We start from the raw sequence: 21,319 nt of genomic DNA, 5'->3' as shown, positions 1-21,319 counted from the left end.
CCCGCACCCGATCGCGCGGTTGGGGAGCTGGGGCGCGGGTAGCCAACCGTTCCCTTACCGCGTTGTACGGAGAACCCGCTGAGGAGGACGGGATGCGGAGACGAATCGCGGGCCTCGCCCTCAGCATCATTGCGGCGCTCGGGTTCGGTGCGATCGCCGGCCTCGGCGCCTACGTGGCCGAGCCTGCGCCCAGCCCGATGCCCGGCTGCTCCGGGCAGATGCACGACCATTGCGAGTCGGAGATGCCCGGCAGCCCGCCTGCAGGCTGATCGAGTGGGACGTCCGCGCCTGACGAGACGCCATACCCGGGCGAGAAGCCAGAGCCGCTGACGCGCGCCGAGATGCACGAGATCTCGCGGGACGGGCTTCGGACAGACTCCGTCGCCGAGGTCGTCAACGACGAGCCGTCCGGCCCGGCCCGCCACTGGCCCGCCCGGTACCCAGGGTGATCAGGCCGGGTTCTTGATGCGCTCGGTCAGCCTCTCGAACAACGTGATCTCGGAGCGCTGGCCGGTGCGCATAGGCTCGGCCAGGTCGCGCACCTGCTCGCGATCGGTGCGGGCGAGGACGGCATCGACCATCATGATGCCGCCCAGATGATGGCGGGTCATCAGCTCGCAGTACAGCAGATCGACCTCGGGGCTCACGGCCTTGCGCAACCGGGCCATCTCAGCCGCGCTCGCCATGCCCGGCATGAGCCCCTCGGCGTCCACCACCATCGGCATACCGGGCATGCCCTCCATGTGCGCCCCGTGCATCCACGCCATGACCGGCCGCTCGCCGGTCGGCTGCAGATGCCACTCCTTGAGCATCATCCGCATCATGCCGATCTGCGCCTGCTGGGTCAGGGCGATGTCCATCGCCACGGTCCGCAGCTCCTGATTGGTACTGCGGCCGTAGAGGATCATCGACATCTCCACCGCCTGCGCGTGGTGGGTCTGCATGTCCCGCACGAAGCCGGCCTCCGCCGACACGTCGCCGGGCCGCTGCAGCACCGGCACCAGCCAGCCGATCGCCACCCCCGTGACCAGCACCAGCACCGCGGCGACAACCTGCGGCACCACCCGCCGCCACCGCGGCGGCCGCTCCAGCTCGGGCTCGTCGACCTCGGGGTCCAGCACCGCAACGTCGGACACGACCTCGCTCCTTCCACACCAACGCCGCGACCATCGTGCCCGCGGGCCGCCGTGCTCGGACAGTGCCGATGGTCCCGATCCCGGCGGACAGTACCGGATCGGCCCCCGTCACCGTGTGAGGCCGCGCCGGGCCCGTTCGAACAGTCGGACCACCAGCACGGCTTCACTGCCCGAGCTCGCCGACGACGAGGGCCGGCGTCACCATTCGCGGCCGCGTTCGTGGTGGTACGGCGACAGCGACGTCGAACGGCGTCTCACGTGGGGCCGCCGGTGGTAAGGGCTTGGTCGGTCATGCGGGTGCGGTCCTGCTGCGGTTTCGTGCTGTGGATGCCGCTCGGCGGTGGTGCAGGTCGTGCCGGGACCGCCTACTCGGCCGCCGCCACGTGGCAGCGGCGGGCCCGGTGGCGATGTTCTCCGTCGCCCGACTTTGTGCAGACGCCCGCCGTGGCCACCAGGGCGTGGGCGCGTGAACCGTCGCGCCCGCGGGAGATCGAGCCGCGGGCGGCCTGGGCTCAGGTCACCGGCTCATCCACCGAGTCTGCGCTCGACGCGGACCCGTGCACCGTGCTTCGGCAGGGCGAAGATGTTGCGCATCACCATCGGCTCGTCGGCGGCCTGGTCGGCCCGCAGCTCGACATGGCGCAGAACGGTACGCAGGATGACCTCCATCTCGATGTGCGCGAACGTGGCGCCGAGGCAGCGGTGCGCCCCACCGCCCCACGGAAGGAACGCCCGTGACGGCACATCCGGTTCCAGCCAGCGCTCCGGCCGGAACTCCTCGACGTCCTCGCCCCAGATGCGCGGGTCGCGGTGGATGGCGGCGAGCGAGGCCCACACGAACGTGCCGGCCGGGACACGGTAGCCACCGAGCTCGACCGGCGCGGTGGCCCGGCGTCCGACGTTGTAGACGACGGGGCGCACGCGCAGCGTCTCGTTGATGACCGCCGTGCGGTACTCGTCCTTCGGGTCGTCGAGGCCCGCCCGGACGCGCGCGAGAGCGCCCGGGTGCCGCAGCAGCCGCTCGAACATCCAGGACGCGGCCATCGCCGAGGTCTCCTGACCGCCGGCGAGCAGGGTGACCAGCTCGACGCGGACAAGCTCGTCGTCGGGGTCACCGTCGAGCAGCATCGACAGCACGTCGGCACGCTGGTGTCGGTCCGGGTCAGCGCGCCGCCTGTCGATCTCGGCGCACAGCAGATCGTCGGCGTGGTCGAGCCCTGCGATCGCCTTGCGCCAAGGGCCCAGCCGGGCCAGCTGCGGCCACACCAGCATCAGCAACTCGAGGTTGGAGTAGTCGACCATCCGCCGCAGGGCGGGGGCGAGCGCCTCGGCGCGGGCTCGGTCCTCGACGCCCAGGACCACTCTGACGATCACTCTGAGCGCGAGCTCCTGCATCCGCTCGACCAACGAGAAATCGCTGCCGATCGGCCAGCGCATGACCTCCTGCGCCGTCAGCTCCTCCATCGCGGTCACCACCGCAGCGATCCGCTCGCCGTGGAAGGCCGGCATGATCCGCTTGCGTTCGGCGCGGTGCTCGGCGCCGTCGAGCGAGAGCACGGTCCGTTTGCCGATCAGCGCCTCGAACATCGAGTTGTTCTCGCCGATCGGGAACAGGTCGGGGCCGCCGAGGGCGACCTTCCTGACGTCCTCGAGCCCGCAGACGACCACGATCTGCCCGATCGGGGTGACGCGCAGCAGGAACGTGTCGCCGTACCGTTGCTGCATCGCCGGGAAGTAGGTGTTCCGGGCGCCCCAGACCCGCATCGACTGCAGGGCGCCGAGGGTCCGTGGCCCCGGCGGCAGCGCCTCGCCGGGCTGCGGCGCGGCATGTCGGATGGTGGGGCGCCAACCCATGATCCGGTCGCGGGCGTACGTTCGCAACGACGTGGCGGTCGGGTTGCTCATGGACGACTCCTCGTGGGACGGATGCACTTCCAGCCCGGGAAGTACGGGTCGACGTAGAAGGCGGGCACCGGCTCGGCGGTATCGTCGGCAGACGCGCGTGCCGGCCGGTCGGGTCGGCACGCGCGTCCATGTCAGGCGCTCCTCGGCGCGGTCCGCTCGTTCCTGGAGATCCGGCGCGCGGGCCGCGGCGAGCGGGCGCTCAGCGGACGCAGGTCGGTCCAGTGCCGCTCCACGTATGCCAGGCATGCCTCCCTGGTGTCGTCGGCGTGCACCACCCGCCAGCCGGTCGGGACCGGGATCTTGCTGGGCCACAACGAGTGCTGCTCCTCGTCGTTGACCAGCACCGAGAAGATGCCGTCGTCCTCGTCGAAGGGATTCATGGTCACTTCCAGCCCGGGAAGTACGGGTCGACACGGAAGGCGGGCACCGGCTTGGCGTTGTCGGGGTCCAGCGCGTTGAGCACGTGCAGCCAGGCCCGCTCGTTGTAGATGATCCCGGCGTGCTCGCAGAGGTCCTCCGGGCAGCCGTCCTGGAGCAGGATGTTGGTGACGTTGTCGCCGTCCAGGAACGCCTTCGTGTAGGGCGTGACGATCTGGTCGTGCTCGGTCATGATCACGGTGTACTGCGGGCCCGGCCGGGTGTCGCCCTTGCCGTAGATCACATCGATCATCTCGGAGTCCGGTGCGCCCTGGTCGCACAGCGGCAGCAGCTTCCGGGCCATCAGGTGGTACATCATCGGTGAGGCGTTACGGAACAGGTAGGTCAGCGTGCTGAAGGAGACACCGTGGTTCGACGGCGCGACCGAGATCGCCTTGTCCACGTTCGGATACCCGTTGAGCACGTTGAGGTAGTACTGCATCAACAGCCCACCACCACCGGAGTGCCCAACCAGGTCGATCTTGTCCACACCGGTGAGCTTCTTGATCCGCTCGACCTCCGCCGCCAACTGCTGACCACTGTGGCGCAGATCCGCGTTGCCCTGGAACGGCACGTTGAACCCACCCGCCCACTGCGGCCTGCCCCAGTTCATCGTGAACACCCAGAAGCCGTGATTGCGCAGGAACGGCGCACCGGCCTGAAAGTTGAACGACTGGTTGGACATGAACGCGTGCAGCAACAACACCGGCCGCGGACGCTCCGGCGTCAGCATGAACGTGGGGTCGTTGGCCCCGGGCGGGGGCCTACCCGGAGTCCACCACGCCTTGACCCCCAACCGCATGTCCCACACCACAGGCAACGGACCGGTCTTCGGATCGGGGGCAGTACCCGTCTCGCTCGTCAGGGCCTCGGTCACTCGCTTCTCCCTCGCGATAGTCGGTGATGGTCCCGCTCAAACCGGCAGTTCGAACCGCATCGGTGCGATGTTCTGCCGCCGTACGAGCGACATCGGCAGGTGCCGCAGGGCCAGGTTGCGCAGGCGCGCCGCGACCGGGTTCTCGATCTGCTCCATGCGGCTGAGCCGCCGGGACGCCGTGACGAGCCACCGGGCCCGGTCTCGGCGCGCCGCTTCGTAGCGGCGCAGGGCCGCCACCGGGACGCCCCCGGCGGCGAGATGGTGAGCCAGGGTGTAGCCGTCCTCGATCGCGGACCCGGCGCCCTGGCTGAGACTTGTCAGCATCGGGTGGGCGGCGTCGCCGACCAGGGTCACCGGGCCGTCGCCCCACGACTCCAGGAAGGTCCGGTCCTGGGCCGGCACGCTGACGATGTCCGCCGCGGGGGTGGCCGCGACGACCTCGCGCACCTCGGGCGCCCAGCCGTCGAGGCAGCGCAGGATCTCCTCCTTCACCCCCGTCCACAGCCGGGTGTCGCCGGGGCCGGCGTTCTTGGTGCCCCACCAGTACGCGTCGCCGTCACCGATGTCGATGAGGCCGAAGCGCTGGCCGTTGCCCCAGTAGTGCACCGCACCGCCGGGCACCAACCTGGGGTGTGTGAACGGCACCGTCGCGATCCAGCAGACGTAGCCGTGCTCGTTGACCGGCTCGGGGCCGGCCGCCTGTGCGCGCACCACCGAACGGATGCCGTCGGCTCCGACGAGCACGTCACCACTCTCGGTCCGCCCGTCGGCACAGGTGATCGTCACGCCGGTGCCGGTGCGCGTGTACCGCACGACCTGCACACCGTCATGGATCGGCGTGCCGGCCAGCGACTCGCGCAGCAGCGTCACGAGGTCACAACGGCGCACGTTGACGACCGGTGAGCCGAGCTCGTCGGCGATCGACTTGAGCGGCAGCGCGCGGAGCGGCTTGCCGCTCGCGGTGCACAGGTCGAAGCGTTCGCAGACCCGCCCGATGCCGGCCTTCGTCAGGTCGATGCCGAGAGCGGTGAGCACCTTCGTGGCGTTGCTGGCGATGCCGAGGCCGCCGCCGGTGACCCGCATCGCCGGTGCGGCGTCGAAGACCTCGACGTCGAAGCCCCGCTGCCGCAGCGCGATCGCGGTGGTCAGGCCGCCCACCCCGGCCCCCACGACGAGGACCTTCATCGTGCCGTCCCCTGCCGCTGCGCGCCGGGCACGTCGTCGGTGTCGCGGTGCGGCGGTGCGGCGGGCTTCCCGGCCGGGAACTGGCCGCGGATGACCGCGTCCAGGGCGCGGTCCGGCAGCAGTCGCGCCGCCATCGCCGCCCCCCAGGAGTCGGGGCCGACCCGGTAGCGGGTCCGCGGCCGTTTGGCTGTCATCGCGTGGCCGATGACCCGCGCGACCGCGTCCGGACTGGTTTTGCTGGCCCGGGCACGCTTGTCGTTGAGGGCGATGAACCCGTCGAACCGGCTGCGGTACTGCGCGGCGACCTCCTCGGGGGCGGCCTCCACGATGCGGCTCGCGGTGCTGGCGACCTTCGACCAGATCGGTGTCATGATCGCGCCCGGCTCGACCACCGAGACGCTGACCGACAGTGGTGCCAGCTCCCGGCGCAGCGCGTCGGACACACCCTCCTTGGCGAACTGGGAGGCGGCGTACGCGCCGAGGAACGGTGCAGCGACCCGGCCGATGCCGGAGCTGATGTTGACGATCCGCCCGACCGGGCCCGGCGCCGGTGCCACCGCGGGCCGCATCCGCAGCAGCGGCAGGAACTGCTGCGTGACGGCGATCGTGCCGATGAGGTTCACCTCCAGCTCTGCCCGCAGCTCGTCCAGCGGCACGCACTCCAGCGGCGCCGGCACGCAGATCCCGGCGTTGTTGACCAGCCCGTGCAGGCCGGCCCCGCCGGTCTCCTCCCGCACCCGCCGGACGGCGTCCACAATGGACTCCTGCACCGTCACGTCGAGGATCACCGGGCGGATCGCCGGGTGGCCCGCCGCGATATGGGCCGCGCTCTGCTGGGACCGCACTCCCGCGTACACGACGAATCCCGCGCGGGCCAGGCTCAACGCGGTCGCCTCACCCAGTCCCGACGACGTGCCGGTGACGAGGACCGCCCTCTGGTTGCTCACCGCGATCAACCTCTCATTCCAGTGCCGACGGACACCCCGGAGGCCCCGGTGTCGAGACTCGACAGCAGGGTGCGCACCGCCTCGTCGGCGATCCGCCCGGCGCGCTCACGGGTCACCACGCCGTCGATGTAGGTGAAGTTGCAGTGCAGCGCCGCGTGGCTGGTGTTCACCGACGCGACCAGGGAACCGCTGATGGAGATGCCGGCGACGAACTGCGCGCCGGTCAGGTCCCATGCCCCGATCCGGTCGGGGAAGTCGAAGCGCCCGAGGTTGGACAGGCAGACGTTGCCGGGCCCGATCCGGTCGATCATGCGCACCGCCGACGCGCTGCGCAACACCGACGGCGGCGACATCCGGCGCAGCATCGAGACCAGTGCGAGGTGCTGGCGGAACCGCCGGCGTCGGCGCAGGTCCCGGGACACGCCCCGGGCGGCGGTCCATAGGGCTGCGGCGTCCTGCGGACCGGTCGGTGCCACCCGCACGTAGGACGGCACCGTGGCGACGTAGGCACCGGCGTCGTGGGGGCCGACCGGCGGTACCAGCTCGGCCCGGAAGTCGACCGGGGCGCCGACGCACACGGTGCCGGCCCGCCCGATCGCCACCCCGGCCACCGCGAACGCGATCGCCGCAGTCAGGGCACTGTGGACCGTCACGCCCTCCTGCCGGCACCTGGCGACCAGCTCCCGCAGCCGGTGCGGGTCAAGCGTGCGCGACACCAGCCGGGTCTGGCGCCGGTCGGGCGGCACCGGCGTGAGCGGTGCCAGCCGCCGGGGCCGCGCCACGCCCATCAGGACCCCGTCGGCGAGCACCGCCAGCGCCATGTGTACGGGGCGCGGCAGGCCATTGACCCGGCGTGGCAGCAGCGCCTCCGGCGACGGCAGCGCCTCCCGCGACGGCGGTGGCGCCGGCGGCGGATCGGCGGCCAGCTCCACCAGCCGCTGCAGCAGTCGCAGGGCGGTGGTCCCGTCGGCGATGACGTGGGACACCGTGAGGATCAGGTCGTGTGTCCCGTCCGGGTGCGCGACGTCGACGATCCGTGCCAGCGGCCCGTTCCGCCAGTCGAGCGACGTGGCCAGCTCGACCTCGTCGACCTCACGCTCCCAACGGGCCGGATCGGGGCTCTCGGGCCGCACCGTGCGGATGCCGAGGTCGGTCTGCGGCGCGGCAACGAACCGCGGGGCGGTGCCGTCCGGCTCGTCGGCGACGGCGACCCGCAGCAGCGGGTGCTCCCGCACCAGCCACCCGGCGGCCCGCGCCAGGTCCTCCGGCGGGATTGCACCGGCGACGCGCACCCGGGCGATGACATTGAGCGGCGAGATCTGGTCACAGATCCAGTACCAGCGCTCCATCGGGCTCAACGGCCTGCGGACCTCGGTGCTCATCCGGCCACCACGCCCAGCCCGGTGACCGGCCCGACGCCGGTCGGCCCGCCCGCGTCGACGACCGCCATGGCCTCGCCGAGCCGCGCGGCCACCACGGTGACGTGCGGGGACTCCATCATGGACAGGTGGTTGCCGGTCACCTCGACCGTCTCGACCGGCTGCTCGGCGGTGCGCTGCCAGCCGTTGCTGGCGCTGTCGAACATGCCGCCGAAGGTCCGGTGCACGGATGCGAGACCCGCCGGCAGCTCCTCGGCCGCCCGTAGCAGCAGCAACCGCCTGCGCACCGGTTCGACGCGGTGGTCCAGCGCGGCCCGGTAGTTGGCGCGGAACACCTCGTACAGGCGACGCAGCAGCTGCGGTGAGCCGTGCTCCGGCAGGATGCCCAACGCGACGGCCCGGCGGAACGCCTCCTCGAACAGCGTGCCGAGGTCCCCGCCGGTCAACCGCAGCTCCTCCGCGGCGGCCGTCTCGCCGGAGGTGTAGAGCAGTTCGCGGAAGAACAGCTCGACCAGCTGCTCGTCCTCGATGACGGGTCGCGGCCCGTCGGCGAGGGCGACGGAGTCCAGCAGCGTCACTGAGGACAGCTCCGCCTCCTCGAGCCGCCGGGCGATCTCGACCGCGACGTAGCCGCCGAAGGACCAGCCCGCGAGGTGGAACGGGCCCTCAGGGTGCACCCGCCGGATCGCGTCGATGTAGGACCCGGCCAGCGCCGCCATCGACGTCAGCGGCGTGGTGCCGGGCTCGGCACCGGCCGCCTGCAGCCCGTAGACCGCCCGGTCACCGGGCAGGTGCCGGACCAGCTCGCGGTAGCACAGCACGTTGCCGCCGATCGGGTGGATCAGGAACAGCGGCGGGCCGCCCCCGGACCGCAGCGGCACCACCGGGTCGAACCCGCGGTGCGGGTCGCCGGACCGGATCAACCGGGCCAGGTCCCGTGCCGTCGGCGCGTCCAGGAACGTGTGCAGGGGCAGGTCGACGCCCCACCGCCGGGCGATGGTCATCGCGGCCCGGGTGGCGCCGATCGACGTGCCGCCGGCGTCGAAGAAGTCGGCGGCGACGGTGAGGCGCTCCACACCGGCGAGCTCAGCCAGCAGGCCGGCGACCGTCTCCTCCAGCTCGTCGCCGCCGGTCGTCGGGGTGTCCTGCCCGCGGGACGCGACCGTCCGCAGCGCGGCGTCGTCACGCTTGCCGCTCGGCGTGAGCGGCAGGGACGGGACCCAGTGATAGTGCGACGGCACCATGTACGGCGGCAGCACCTCGCGCAGCGCGGTGCGCAGGGCACCGGCGTCGGCCTGGGCGGGGTCGCCGATCAGGAACGCCTCCAGCACCGCGTCGGACCCGCCGAGCTCGCGCGGGACGACCGCGACCTGCTCGATTCCCGGGTGCTGCGCGGCGAGCGCCAGCAGCGCCACCTCGACCTCGGCGCACTCGACCCGGAAGCCGCGGACCTTGACCTGGCCGTCGGCCCGGCCGAGGCACACGATCTCGCCTGAGTCCAGCACGATGCCCAGGTCGCCGGTGCGGTACCGGACACGGCCGGCCGGCCCGGCGACGAACCGCTGGGAGGTGAGCCCCGGCCGCCGCTCGTAGCCCTGCGCGACACACGGACCTTCCACGTAGATCTCGCCCTGGACTCCCGGCGGCACCGGCCGCAGCAGCTCGTCGAGGACCAGGACGCTGGTCCGGGTGATCGCCGTGCCGACCGGCGGCAGCGGCGGGTGGTCCTCGACGGTGTCCGGCAGCCGGTGCGCCAGCACGACGTGCGTCTCGGTCGGGCCGTACTGGTTCTCCAGCACCAGGCCCGGGTTCGCCGCGCACAGGGCCCGGATCTCCGGGGTGACCCGCAGCTGCTCACCGGAGGACATGATCGTGCGCAGCGACGGCGGGTAGGTGCCGGTGGCCGCCGCGACCTCGGCGAGGGCCTGCAGCGCGACGTACGGCAGGTACAGCCGCTGCACGCCGGCGGCGTCGATCGTGCGCAGCAGGGCGGTCACGTCACGGTGGACATCCTCGTCGATCATGCGCAGGGTGCCGGCCCCACAGAGCGCGGAGAAGATCTCCTGGAAGGAGACGTCGAAGCTGAGCGGCGCGAACTGCAGGGTGGTGACACCCGCGCCACCGGTGGCCCGCACGTTCTGCCAGCCGATGAGGTTCGTCAACGCCCGGTGCGGCATCGCGACACCCTTGGGCTCGCCCGTCGACCCGGACGTGAACAGCACGTAGGCGACGTCGTGCGGCCGGATCCGGGGCAACGGCACCGGATCGGCGGTGCCCGCAGCGGTGAGCAGCGCGGCCGGCTCGACCAGCCCCGCACCCGGGTCCAGCTTCAGGTCAGCGTCCGGCTCCGCGACGGTCAGGAACGGTGCGGCGGTCGCGATCATCGACCGGACCCGCGCGGCCGGGTAGGTCGGGTCCAGCGGCACGACGGCCGCGCCGGCCCGCATCGCCCCCAGCACCACCGCGACGAGCTCCGCCGACCGGCGCATCCGGATCGCCACCCGGGCCCCGGCCGGCATCCCCCGCCGCAGCAGCTCCTGCGCCACGGTGTCCGCGGTGCCCGACAGCCTGCGGTAGTCCCATGTTCCGGCGGTGTCGACGACGGCGGTGCGCGCGGGGAACAGCGACGCGACGTGCGCGACCCGGCCGGTGACGTCCTGGTCGTGCACCGCCCACAGGTCGATCTCACCGTCAGGGTCCCGGACCATCTCGCCGAGGACCTCGATCAGGATCCGGCCGAACTCCGCGCACTGCTCGCCGGTGAGCGTGCCGCCGCCGGTGCTGAGCCGCAACGTGATGCCGCCGTCGCGGGGATCGACCAGCGCGGTGGTCAGCACCGCGAAGTTCGTCTCCTCCCGCACCGCGACGTCGGTGAGCTCGACCCCGTCGCCGGCCAGTGTCGCGCCGAGGGTGTGGTAGTTGACGAAGTTGAACGCGGTCTCGAAGACCGGCGCGGACCGGTCGGCACCGATCGCGCTGACCGGGAAGCGCCGGTGCGGGAAGGCGTCGCGCTCCCAGCGCACGATCTGCTCGATCGCCTGGATCCAGCTGCGCTCCGCCCCGTCGAGGCGCACCGGGACGGTGTTGAGGAACAGTCCGGCGCACGTCTCGGCGCCGGCGCGCTCCGGCCGTGCGTGCGTCACGCAGCCGGTGATGACGTCGTCCGAGCCGGACATGGCACGCAGCGCCAGGCAGTGCGCGGTCAGCAGCACGGATTTCATCGGCAGGCCCCGCTCCCGGGCGAACCGCTTGACGCTGTGGTCCAGCCAGGCGGGCAGGGCCAGGGTCCGCACCCCGTCGTCGGTGCCGGACGCGACGTGCGCCCGCAGCGACGCGATGGTGGTCGGGCGGCTGCCCTCCACCGCCCGCGCCCAGAACCGGCGTGCGGAGGGCTCCCGCAACGCGGCGCGCTCGGCCCGGGCATGCTCGGCGAGCAGCAGCGTGGAGACCGCGGGCGGCTCGGCGCCGCCGTGGCCGAGGTAGTCGCCCAGCAGCTCGCTCACGAGGCCGGCGACGCTCCACCCGTCGAGGATCGCGTGGTGGAAGCTGAACACGAGGTCGATGCCGTCCGGCCGGACGAAGACCCGGGTGCGGTGCAGGGCGACCGGCTCGGCCAGTGGGTACTCGGCGCGGTGCATCGCCTCGACATACGCCTCGACGTCGTCGGCGGCGGCGTCGGTCACCTCGATGGTGCCGGGGACCTCGCGGTGGACCAGCTGCAGCGGAACCGACCGGGTCAGGTCGAAGTTGGTGCGCAATGCCGGCTGCCGGCGGACCAGCCGCTGGAAGGCGGCGCGGAACTCCTCCTCGTACCAGGGCATGCGCAGCCGGTACCGGAAGACGTCCTTGTACAGCGTCGAGCCGGCCCGCTGCAGGCTGTGGTAGATCATGCCGAGCTGCAGCTGTGAGGCCGGGAACGCGTCCTCGACGTCGCCGAGGCCCGCCAGGTCGATCCGTGGCACGAGCTCGAACGGCGCCGACACCGCCGTGTCCATAGTGGATGGAAGACCGTCGGCGAGCTGCGCGGCGAGGCCCGCGATGGTCGGGCGGGTGTAGAAGCGCCCGACGTCGAAGGGCAGGCCCCGCTTCTCGGCCTCGGCGCGCAACCGCAGCACCAGGATCGAGTCGCCGCCGACGGTGAAGAAGTCGTCGTGGACGCCGAAGGTGTCCGAGCCGAGCACCGTCCGCCAGAGCTCGGCCAACTCCTCCTCGACCGGGTCGGCCGGCCGGTCCGCCCCCTGGTCCCGGTGCTCAGGTCCGGGCAGCGCCCTGCGGTCGACCTTCCCGCTGCGGGTCAGCGGCAACCGCTCCAGCCGGACGAACTCCGACGGGATCATGTACGGCGGGAGCCGGTCGGCGAGGAAGCCGGCAACGGACGCCACGAACGCCGCCCGCTCCACCGGGTCCTCGTCCGTGACGAGGTAGGCGATGAGACGCGTCCCCGTGTCGGCCTGCTCGTCGACGACCACGGCCGCGCCGACGCCAGGGCACAGCGACAGCGCGTTCTCGATCTCGCCGAGCGTGACCCGGTTGCCGCGAACCTTCACCTGGTCGTCGAGGCGGCCGAGGTACTCCAGGGTGCCGTCGGCGAGCCAGCGGGCGAGGTCGCCGGTGCGGTAGCGGCGCCGTTCGGGGATCGATGCGTCAGCGACGAACACCTCGCCGGTGAGGGCGGGCTGCCCGAGGTAGCCGCGGCCGACGCCGACGCCGGCGATGTTGAGCTCGCCGGGCACCCCGATCGGGCAGCGCCGGCCGGCACTGTCGAGGACGCTGAGGGCGATGTTGTCGATGGGCCGGCCGATGGGGACCCGCCCGATCGGGCCCGACGACGGGATGTCGTAGTAGGACACGTCGACGGTCGCCTCGGTCGGCCCGTACAGGTTGACCAGCTGCACATGGGGGTTCCCCGCCGCGGCGAGCACCGAGCGGAACCGGTCAGCCAGCGCCGGGGTCAGCGCCTCGCCGCTGCAGAAGACCCGGCGCAGGGAGCGGACCTGGGTGGCCGCCCCGGCGTCGTGCTCGACGTGGTCGAGGAACGGGCCGAGCATCGAGGGCACGAAGTGCATGACGGTGACGCCGTGGCGTTGGATCGCGGCGCCGATCTCACGGGGGTCGCGCTCGGCCCCGACCGGCGCCACCGCGACCTGCGCACCGACGTGCGCCCACCACATGAGTTCCCACACCGAGACGTCGAACGTGGCGGGCGTCTTGTGCAGGACCACGTCGTCGTGGCGCAGCGGGTAGCGCCGCTGCATCCAGGCGAGGCGGTTGACGACCGAGTGGTGCTCGATCATCACGCCCTTCGGGACGCCGGTGGAGCCCGACGTGTAGATGACGTACGCCAGGTCGGTGGGGCGGGTGCCGGCCGTCGCCGCGGCGGGTTCGCCGTCGCCGGCCGGGTGCACCGGCACCGACCGGACACCCAGTTCGGCGAAGAGGTCGTCGTCGGGCGCCGGCATGCCACCGATCGCCAGCCGGGCCCCGCAGTCGGTGAGCACCGTGCGGATCCGGGCCCGCGGATGCTGCGGGTCGACCGGCACGTAGGCGCCACCGGCGGCGTGCACGGCGTGGACGGCGACGAGGAACTCCAAGGACCGTGGCAGCAGGACCGGTACGCACTCCTCGGGGCGCAGGCCGGCGGCGCGCAGTCGGCCCGCGACGGTCTCCACCCGCCGGAGGAACTCCGTGTAGGTCACGGTGAACGGCTGCCCGTCGGCGTCGCTGCCATGGACCGCCGGGAGGTTCGGGGTGCGCCCGACCTGCGCGGCCAGCAGCCGGTCGAGCGTCACCGTCGTATCGGCGGCCGCCGCGCCGGTGCCGTCCGGGCGCTCGAACCGGTGGATGCGGGCCGTCTCCTGCGGGCTGAGCATCGACAGCGAGCCCAGCGGCGTCTCGGGCTGTCGCAGTCCCTCGTCCAGCAGGGCGGCGACGTGGCCGATCGCCGTGTCGATGCCGAAGTCGGCGTCGAAGACGTCCTCGGCGTAGAAGACCTCGACGTCCAGTGACCCGTCGTCCTCGTGCTCACGCACGACGATGTTGACCGCGTCGAGGGAGTAGCCGGAGGCGAGCACCGTCGACTCGCCGCTGTGCCCGACGGTGATGTAGGAGTACGTGACGTCGAACAGGTCGTGGACCCGGTGACCCTCCTCGCGCAGCGCGGCGCGGAGGTCGCCCAGCGCGAAACGCTGCCGCTCGGTGAGGTCCCAGACGCCGGCGCGGATCCGGTCGGCGGCGTCGAGCAGCGTGCCGGTCTCGTCGACGGGGACGTGCAGCGGCAGGATGTTCGTGACGTCGGACATCGTCGCCAGCTCCGCCGGCGTCGTCCGGTTCAACAGCGGGATGCCCAGCACGATGTCTCCGTCGCGGTGCAGCCGGCGCAGGCAGGCGGCGAGCGCAGCCGCGGTGACTGAGAAGACCGACCGCCCGGTGGCCCGGACCCGGTCGACGACGGCCGCGGGGACGTGTACCGAGCGCTGCTGCCGGCGGTGGTCGCGAACGGTCGCGGTGCGGGCGAACAGCGCCGGCGTCAGCTCACCGACCGTGGCCACGAGGGCGTCCCGGTCGGCCTGCCACCGAGGCGAAGCGCGGTAGGCCTCGTCGGCGTCGACGATGTCCAGGCAACTGGGTGCCGGGGCGGGCGCGGGATCGGTGCCGCCGGAGCGGTACGCGGCCTGGATCTCGTCGATGGCCAGGTTGATGCCCCACGCGTCGGCGACGGCGTGGTGGAACCGGCAGTACATGATCAGCGAGTCGGGGTCGTCGATGAGGATCGTCGTCTGCGTGAGTGGCCCGTCGAGCGCCATGACGGTGCCGGTGGTCCGGCTGATCCACTGCCGGCACGCTTCGCCCGGCTCGTCCTCGGCGAGGAACGACACGACCTCGACGTCCGGGTAGTCCGGCAGCACACGCTGCCGCCACTGCTCGCCGTCGGTCTCCAGGCGCAGCCGCATCGCGTCGTGCCGCTGGGCGGTGCGACGCACGGCCTGCCGCAGCCGCTCCACGTCGACCTCGCCCCGCAGCCGGATGTAGCCGCTGGGCTGGGCCAGGGGCAGGTCGGGATAGGTGAGGGTGACGGCGACGATGTCGCGCTGATACCGGTTGAGCGACCGCACCATCCCCGGCTCGCGGACCGGCCGGGGGACGGCAGGCCCGGGGACGGCAGCCACGACGGGCGCCTCCCCGCCGTCGTCGGCGCCGGCTGGGCCGAGCAGGGCGAGCAGGTGCTCCGACAGCGCCTTCGGCGTCTTGTACTCGAAGACCGCCGACGTCGCGATCGGCAGGCCGGTGGCCTTGCGCAGCCGGTTGCGGAAGTCCACGGCGCCGAGGGAGTCGAACCCGACGTCGCGGAAGTTGGCGTCCGGGTCCACCGCCTCCCCGGTGTCGTGTCCGAGCACGGTGGCGGCGACCCCGCGGACGATCGCGAGGACCGCAGCGCGCCGCTGGGCCGCCGGCAGGCCGGCCAGCCCTTCGGACGGCACCTCGGCGGCCTGCCGGCCGCTGCTGGCGACGCGTAGACCGGGCCGGGCGAAGCCGCGCAGGATCGTGGGCCACTCACCCGCGTCGCCGGCACGGGCGGCGGACGGGTCCAGCCGGGCCGGCATGAGCAGCGGCCGGCCGCTGTCGAGGGCTGCGTCGAACAGCCGCAGGCCCTCCTCGGTGGACATCGCCGAGAAGCCGGTCCGCAGCAGCCGGGCATGGTCGCGGTCGTCGAGGTGGCGGGTCATCCCGCTGTCCTGCGCCCACAACCCCCACGCGAGGGAGGTCGCGGGCAGCCCGAGCTGGCGGCGGTGCTCGGCGAGGGCGTCGAGGAACGTATTGGCCGCGGCGTAGTTGCCCTGCCCGGCGTTGCCGAGGATCCCGGCGGCCGAGGAGAACACCACGAACGCCGACAGCGGCAGATGGCGGGTCGCCTCGTGCAGGTGCCAGGCCGCGTCGAGCTTCGGGCGCAGCACCCGGTCCAGCTGGTCCGCCGACATCGTGGTGAGGACGGCGTCGTCCAGGACACCGGCGGTGTGCACGACCGCGGTCAGCGGGTGCGCCGCGGGCAGTCGCGACAGCACCGCGTCCAGGGCGGCCCGGTCCGCAGCGTCGCAGGCGACGATCCGCACCTCGGCGCCGAGGGCCGACAGTGACTCGGCCAGCTCGCGCGCGCCGGCCGTGTCCGGGCCGCCGCGGCTGAGCAGCAGCAGGTTCATGGCACCGTGCGCGGTCACCAGGTGCCGGGCGACCAGCGCGCCGAGGACCCCGGTGCCGCCGGTGACGAGCACCGTGCCGGTCCGCTCCAGCGGTCGCGGCAGGGTGATCGCGAGCTTGCCGGTGTGCCGGGCCTGACCGAGGAACTGCAGCGCCTCCGGCATCTGCCGAACGTCGCGGACCTCGACCGGCAGCGGCCGCAGCTCGCCGCGCTCGAACAGCTCGCCGAGCTCCAGCAGCGCCTCCTGCGTCTCCTCGGGTCCCACCAGGGTGAGGTCGAAGTGCCGGTAGTGCACCCCGGGGTGGGTCTGCGCGACCGTTGCCGAATCCCGGATGTCGGTCTTGCCCAGCTCGATGAATTGGCCGCCGCGCGGCAGCAGGTCCAGCGACGCGTCGACGAACTCGCCGGCGAGGGAGTCGAGCACGACGTCGACGCCGGCGCCGGCCGTGACGTCGAGGAACCGGTCCTTGAAGTCGCAGGTGCGGGAGCTCGCCACGTGGTCCTCGGGGATGCCCATGCCGCGCAGGGTGGCCCACTTGGGCGGGCCGGCGGTGGCGAACACCTCGGCGCCGGCCCGCCGGGCGAGCTGGACGGCGGCCATCCCGACGCCGCCGGTCGCGGCGTGCACCAGCAGCCGCTGACCGGCCCGCAGCCCGGCGAGGCGCTGCAGCGCGATGTGGGCGGTCAGGAACACGGCGGGTGTCGACGCGGCCTGCTCGAAGGTCCAGTCGGCCGGGAAGCGGGCCAGGAACCCGTGGTGGCACACCATGACCGGACCGATGCCGAAGAAGGTGCCCATCACCCGGTCACCGGGATGCAGGGTCCGCACGTCGTCGGCGACCTCGAGGACCACGCCCGCGCCCTCGTTGCCGAGGTCGACGGAGGCGTCCGGATAGAGCCCGTAGCTGATCATGACGTCGCGGAAGTTGAGTCCGAAGGCGCGGACCGCGATCCTGACCTCACCGGCGGCCAGCGGACGCTCGGCGTCGGGCCACGCCTCGAACGCCATGTTGCCCGCGTCGAGGGTGCCCTCGCCGAGGGTCCGCAGCTGCCACACCGGGTCGGCGAGCCGGTCGAGACCGGCGGTGACCGACCCGGCGGCGTGCACGACCCGCGGTGCACGGACCACGCCCTGGCGCACCGCCACCTGTGGTTCGACACCGGCCAGGACGCCGGCGAGCAGGTCGGCTGCGCCGGCAGTCAGGTCGTGCCAGTCGGTCCAGTCGTCGACGTCGACCAGCAGGATGCGGCCCGGATGCTCGGTCTGCGCGGTGCGCAGCAGCCCCCACACCGGGGCGTGCACGAGGTCCTCGACGTCCTCGCCCGGATGGGTCGACACGGCGCGCCGGGTGAGCACGACCAGGACGCCGCCGTCGAACCTGGGCTCGTTGAGCCACTGCTGGGTGATGTCGAGGACGCCGCCGAGCGCTTCCCGCGCCTGCCGTGGCAGGTCGGTGACGTCGGCCGGGGTGACGCAGCGCAGCACCGCGGTGCCGCTGGTGCCCGGCCCGGCGACGGCGGACCAGTCCACCGGCGCAGCCCCGATCGGCGCGGCGGAGACGGGGACCGGCGTCCAGTCCACTGTGAACAGCATGTCGAGGGTGGCGGTGCCTGCGGCGGCGAGACGATCGCGGCTGATCGGCCGCAGGGTCAGCGACTCGACCGTGCACACCGGCTGGCCGTCCGCGTCCACGAGCGTCAGGCGGTAGGTGTCCGGGCCGTCGGCCGCGATCCGCACGCGCAGGACGGTGGCGCCGACCGCGTGCAGCCGGACCCCGGACCACTCGAAGGGCAGCCGTACCTCGCCCGGCGTCGCCGCGCGGTCGGGGCCGACGTACTGCAGGGCGTGCAGCGCCGCATCCAGCAGTGCCGGGTGCAGTCCGAAGCCGCCGGCGCCGACCCCGTCGGGCAGCGCGACCTCCGCGTAGACGTCACCGCCGTACCCCCACACCGCGCGGAGCCCGCGGAACACGGGCCCGTACTGGTAGCCGAGGGCGGCGAGGCGCTCGTAGCTGTCGGACACGTCGAGGGGTTCGGCGCCCTGCGGCGGCCAGGCGGCCGGCACGGTCTCGGCGCCGGTGTGCCCGGCCGGTTCGTCGACCAGGGTCGCCTCGGCGTGCCGGGTCCACACCGGACGGGCCCCGGGCGCCTCGGAGGTCTCGCGGCGCGAATAGATCCGCACGGTGCAGCCGGCGTCGGACTCCCGCGAGACGATCACCTGGACCAGCACCGCGCCCTGCTCGGGTAACACCAGCGGCTGCTGCAGCACCAGATCGGCGACGACCTGGCAGCCGACCTGCTGCCCGGCGAACATCGCCAGCTCCGCCATCGCGGCTCCGGGAAGCAGCACGACACCGTCGACGGCATGGTCGGCCAGCCAGGGCTGGGCGGCCGTCGACAGTCGGCCGGTGAGCTGCAGCCCGTCGGTCTCGGGGTGGTCGTGCACGGCATCCAGCAGCGGGTGCGCATCGGTGCGCCCGGAGGTCCGGGTCGTAGTGTCGTCGCCCAGGGACATCCAGAACCGCTTGCGCTGGAAGGCGTAGGTGGGCAGCTCGACGAGGGCCGGCGCGGACCCGGCGAGGTGCGCGGTCACGTCGATCGCCCGGCCCGCGGCGTGGACCTGCGCGACGGAGGCGAGCAACCGCCGCAGCCCGCCCTCCTCGCGGCGCAGGCTGCCGACGACGAGGACCGGGTCGTTCGGGTCCTCGGGCAGCGACTCCTCGGTGCCGACGGTCAGCACCGGGTGCGGGCTGGCCTCGACGAAGAAGCGGTGCCCCCGGTCATGCGCGGCGCGCACCGCGTCCTGGAAGCGCACCGTGTGGCGCAGGTTGCGGTACCAGTACCCGGCGTCCAGCTCGGTCCCCTCCACCGGGGACGCGGTGACCGCGGAGATGAACGTGACGTCGCACGGCCCAGGTTCGATGTCGCCGATCACCCGGCGCAGCGTCGCCTCGATCGCCTCGACATGCGCTGAGTGCGAGGCGTAGTCGACCGGGATCCGGCGGGCCTGCACGTCGGTGCCCTCGTAGTGCGCCACGAGCTCCTCGATCGCCGCAACGTCGCCGGACACGACGGTCGAGCGGGGCCCGTTGACCGCGGCGATGTCGAGCCGGCCCGCCCAGGGTGCGAGTCCGGCCGCGACCTCGTCAGGCCCGAGCGGCACCGAGGCCATGCCCCCGGTGCCCGCGATGGCCGCGATCGCCTTGCTGCGCAGCGTGACGACCTTCGCGGCGTCGCGCAGGCTGAGCGCGCCCGCGACGTACGCCGCGGCGATCTCGCCCTGCGAGTGGCCGATGACCGCGTCGGGCCGGATCCCGAGCGCCTGCCAGCAGCGCGCGAGGGAGACCATGACGGCGAAGAGGGCGGGCTGCACGACGTCGACCCGGTCGAGGCCGGGTGCGCCGGGGCGGCTGCGCAGGACGTCGGTCAGGGACCAGTCGACGAACTCGCCGAAGGCCCGGTCGCAGGCCTCGATGCCGGCGGCGAAGATGGGGCTGTCGTCGAGCAGGCCGACCGCCATGTCCGTCCACTGTGAACCCTGGCCGGGGAAGACGAACACGACACCGCCGTCGACGACGGCCCTCGCGGTGACGACGGTGTCGTCCGCGCGGTCCTCGGCGAGCGCGGCGAGCCGCTCCGACGCCTCGGTGTGCTCGGCCGCGACGAGGACGGCGCGGTGCTCGAACTGGGCCCGGCCGGCGGCGAGGGTGTGTGCGACGTCGACGAGGCGGAGGCCGGGCCGTTCGAGCAGATGGGTTCGCAGCCGGGCGGCCTGCTCCCGCAGCCCCGCCGGGGTCTTCGCCGACAGGACGAGCGGCACCACCGGGGCACCACCGGCATCCGGTGGATCGAGGTCCCCGGGGTGCTCCGGCGGGGCCTGCTCGACGATGACGTGGGCGTTGGTGCCGCTGATGCCGAACGATGACACGGCACCGCGACGCGGCCGGGCGGGTTCGCCCGGGACGTCCGGGACGTCCGGCCAGGGGGTGGTCTCGGCGACGACCCGGACGGTGCCCGCGGACCAGTCGACGCGGTCGGTCACGGTTGACAGCAGCGCTACGCCGGGCACCTCGGCGTGGCGGATCGCCTCGACCATCTTGATGACGCCGGCGATCCCGGCGGCCGCCTGGGGGTGGCCGATGTTCGACTTGATCGACCCGATGAGCAGCGGCGGGCCACCGTCGGACCGGACCGCGCCGTAGGTGCTGAGCAGTGCCCGGGCCTCGATGGGGTCGCCGACCTTCGTCCCGGTGCCGTGTGCCTCGACCACGTCGACGTCCAGCGGCGACAGGCCGGCGTCGGCGAGCGCGTCGAGGATGACCCGCCGCTGGCCGGCCTCGCTGGGCGCGGCCAGGCCGTCGGAGGCGCCGTCCTGCCCGATCGCGCTGCCGCGCAGGATCGCCAGCACGGTGTGGCCCTGCCTGCGGGCGTCGGACAGCCGCTCGAGGATGAGCACGCCCGCGCCCTCGGAGACGCCGAACCCGTCGGCGTCGGCGGAGAACGGTTTGCTGCGCCCGTCCGGGGCCAGGGCGCCGAGCCGTGCGAACCCGACGAAGATGCTGGGCGCGCAGACCACATTGGCGCCGCCGGTGATGGCGATGGAGCACTCCCCCGCGCGCAGCGCGCGGACCGCGAGGTGGACCGCGGTGAGCGACGAGGAGCAGGCGGTGTCGACGGTGACGGCCGGGCCCTCCAGTCCGAGCGCGTAGGCGACGCGGCCGGAGGCGACGCTGGGGGTGGTGCCGGTCGTGAGGTGGCCGGCGTGCTCCGGGTCGCCGGCGAACACCCTGGGCCCGTACTCCTGGGCCACGACGCCGAAGTAGACCCCGGCGGGTGTGCCGGCCAGCGACGTGGGGTCGATGCCGGCGCGTTCGAGGGCCTCCCAGGAGGCCTCCAGCAGCAGCCGCTGCTGAGGGTCCATGGCCAGCGCCTCACGCGGGCCGATGCCGAAGAACGCGGCGTCGAAGTCGCCGGCGGCGGTGACGAACGACCCGCCGCGCACGTAGGTCGAGCCACCCGCCGTCAGGTCGGGGTTGGTGAGCGCCGCGAGGTCCCAGCCGCGATCGGTGGGGAACCGCGGCATGGCGGCGATGCGACCCTGCGAGACGAAGTCCCAAAGGTCGTTCGGTGTTGAGAGATTCTGCGGGTACCGGCAGCCGACGCCGACGATGGCGATCGGATCCACGGGCACACTGAAGCTGGCTTCGGCTGACACTCTACGGCCCCCCGTGAGTTCTCGTTGCCGTGCTGTCTTTGACGCCGGCGGCCCGTTCTGATCG

General features: G+C 73.0%; 9 protein-coding genes. 1 reads left to right on the top strand and 8 read right to left on the bottom strand.

Features of this window, described 5'->3' with window-relative positions; all coding sequences use genetic code 11:
- Window positions 1-92: 92 nt before the first annotated feature.
- Window positions 93-269 carry a hypothetical protein gene (locus ABZS66_RS11995; RefSeq protein ID WP_354757114.1) on the top strand — a complete coding sequence of 59 codons (177 nt, stop codon included), beginning with the start codon at window positions 93-95 and terminating at the stop codon, window positions 267-269.
- A gap of 180 nt (window positions 270-449) precedes the next feature.
- Here the strand turns inward: ABZS66_RS11995 and ABZS66_RS11990 are convergent, their stop codons facing one another.
- The 8 genes from ABZS66_RS11990 to ABZS66_RS11955 form a co-directional block, all read right to left on the bottom strand.
- Entirely contained in the window at window positions 450-1,136 is a 687-nt protein-coding gene (locus ABZS66_RS11990; RefSeq protein WP_354757113.1) for a DUF305 domain-containing protein, read from the bottom strand.
- Window positions 1,137-1,661: 525 nt separating this feature from the next.
- Window positions 1,662-3,041, bottom strand: a complete 1,380-nt coding sequence (locus tag ABZS66_RS11985) for a cytochrome P450 (protein WP_354757112.1) — start codon at window positions 3,039-3,041, stop codon at window positions 1,662-1,664.
- Between the two features lie 131 nt (window positions 3,042-3,172).
- Window positions 3,173-3,427, bottom strand: coding sequence for an MbtH family protein (locus ABZS66_RS11980; protein WP_354757111.1), 255 nt, complete (start codon window positions 3,425-3,427; stop codon window positions 3,173-3,175).
- Window positions 3,424-4,260: an alpha/beta fold hydrolase gene (locus ABZS66_RS11975; RefSeq protein WP_354757110.1), complete on the bottom strand. Its 837-nt coding sequence runs from the start codon at window positions 4,258-4,260 to the stop codon at window positions 3,424-3,426. The genes ABZS66_RS11980 and ABZS66_RS11975 overlap by 4 nt, the downstream gene beginning before the upstream one ends.
- Before the next feature lie 111 nt (window positions 4,261-4,371).
- Window positions 4,372-5,520 carry an FAD-dependent monooxygenase gene (locus ABZS66_RS11970; protein ID WP_354757109.1) on the bottom strand — a complete coding sequence of 383 codons (1,149 nt, stop codon included), beginning with the start codon at window positions 5,518-5,520 and terminating at the stop codon, window positions 4,372-4,374.
- Window positions 5,517-6,467, bottom strand: coding sequence for an SDR family oxidoreductase (locus ABZS66_RS11965; RefSeq protein ID WP_354757108.1), 951 nt, complete (start codon window positions 6,465-6,467; stop codon window positions 5,517-5,519). Before ABZS66_RS11965 ends, ABZS66_RS11970 begins: the two co-directional genes overlap by 4 nt.
- Before the next feature lie 5 nt (window positions 6,468-6,472).
- Window positions 6,473-7,849: a hypothetical protein gene (locus ABZS66_RS11960; protein ID WP_354757107.1), complete on the bottom strand. Its 1,377-nt coding sequence runs from the start codon at window positions 7,847-7,849 to the stop codon at window positions 6,473-6,475.
- Window positions 7,846-21,225 carry an amino acid adenylation domain-containing protein gene (locus ABZS66_RS11955; protein WP_354757106.1) on the bottom strand — a complete coding sequence of 4,460 codons (13,380 nt, stop codon included), beginning with the start codon at window positions 21,223-21,225 and terminating at the stop codon, window positions 7,846-7,848. The genes ABZS66_RS11960 and ABZS66_RS11955 overlap by 4 nt, the downstream gene beginning before the upstream one ends.
- Between the last annotated feature and the right edge of the window lie 94 nt (window positions 21,226-21,319).

This window comes from Dactylosporangium sp. NPDC005572 (assembly GCF_040605515.1).
Classification (GTDB): domain Bacteria; phylum Actinomycetota; class Actinomycetes; order Mycobacteriales; family Micromonosporaceae; genus Dactylosporangium.
The sequence above is the reverse complement of the archived record's forward strand: the minus strand, read 5'-3'. Positions and strand labels throughout refer to the sequence as shown.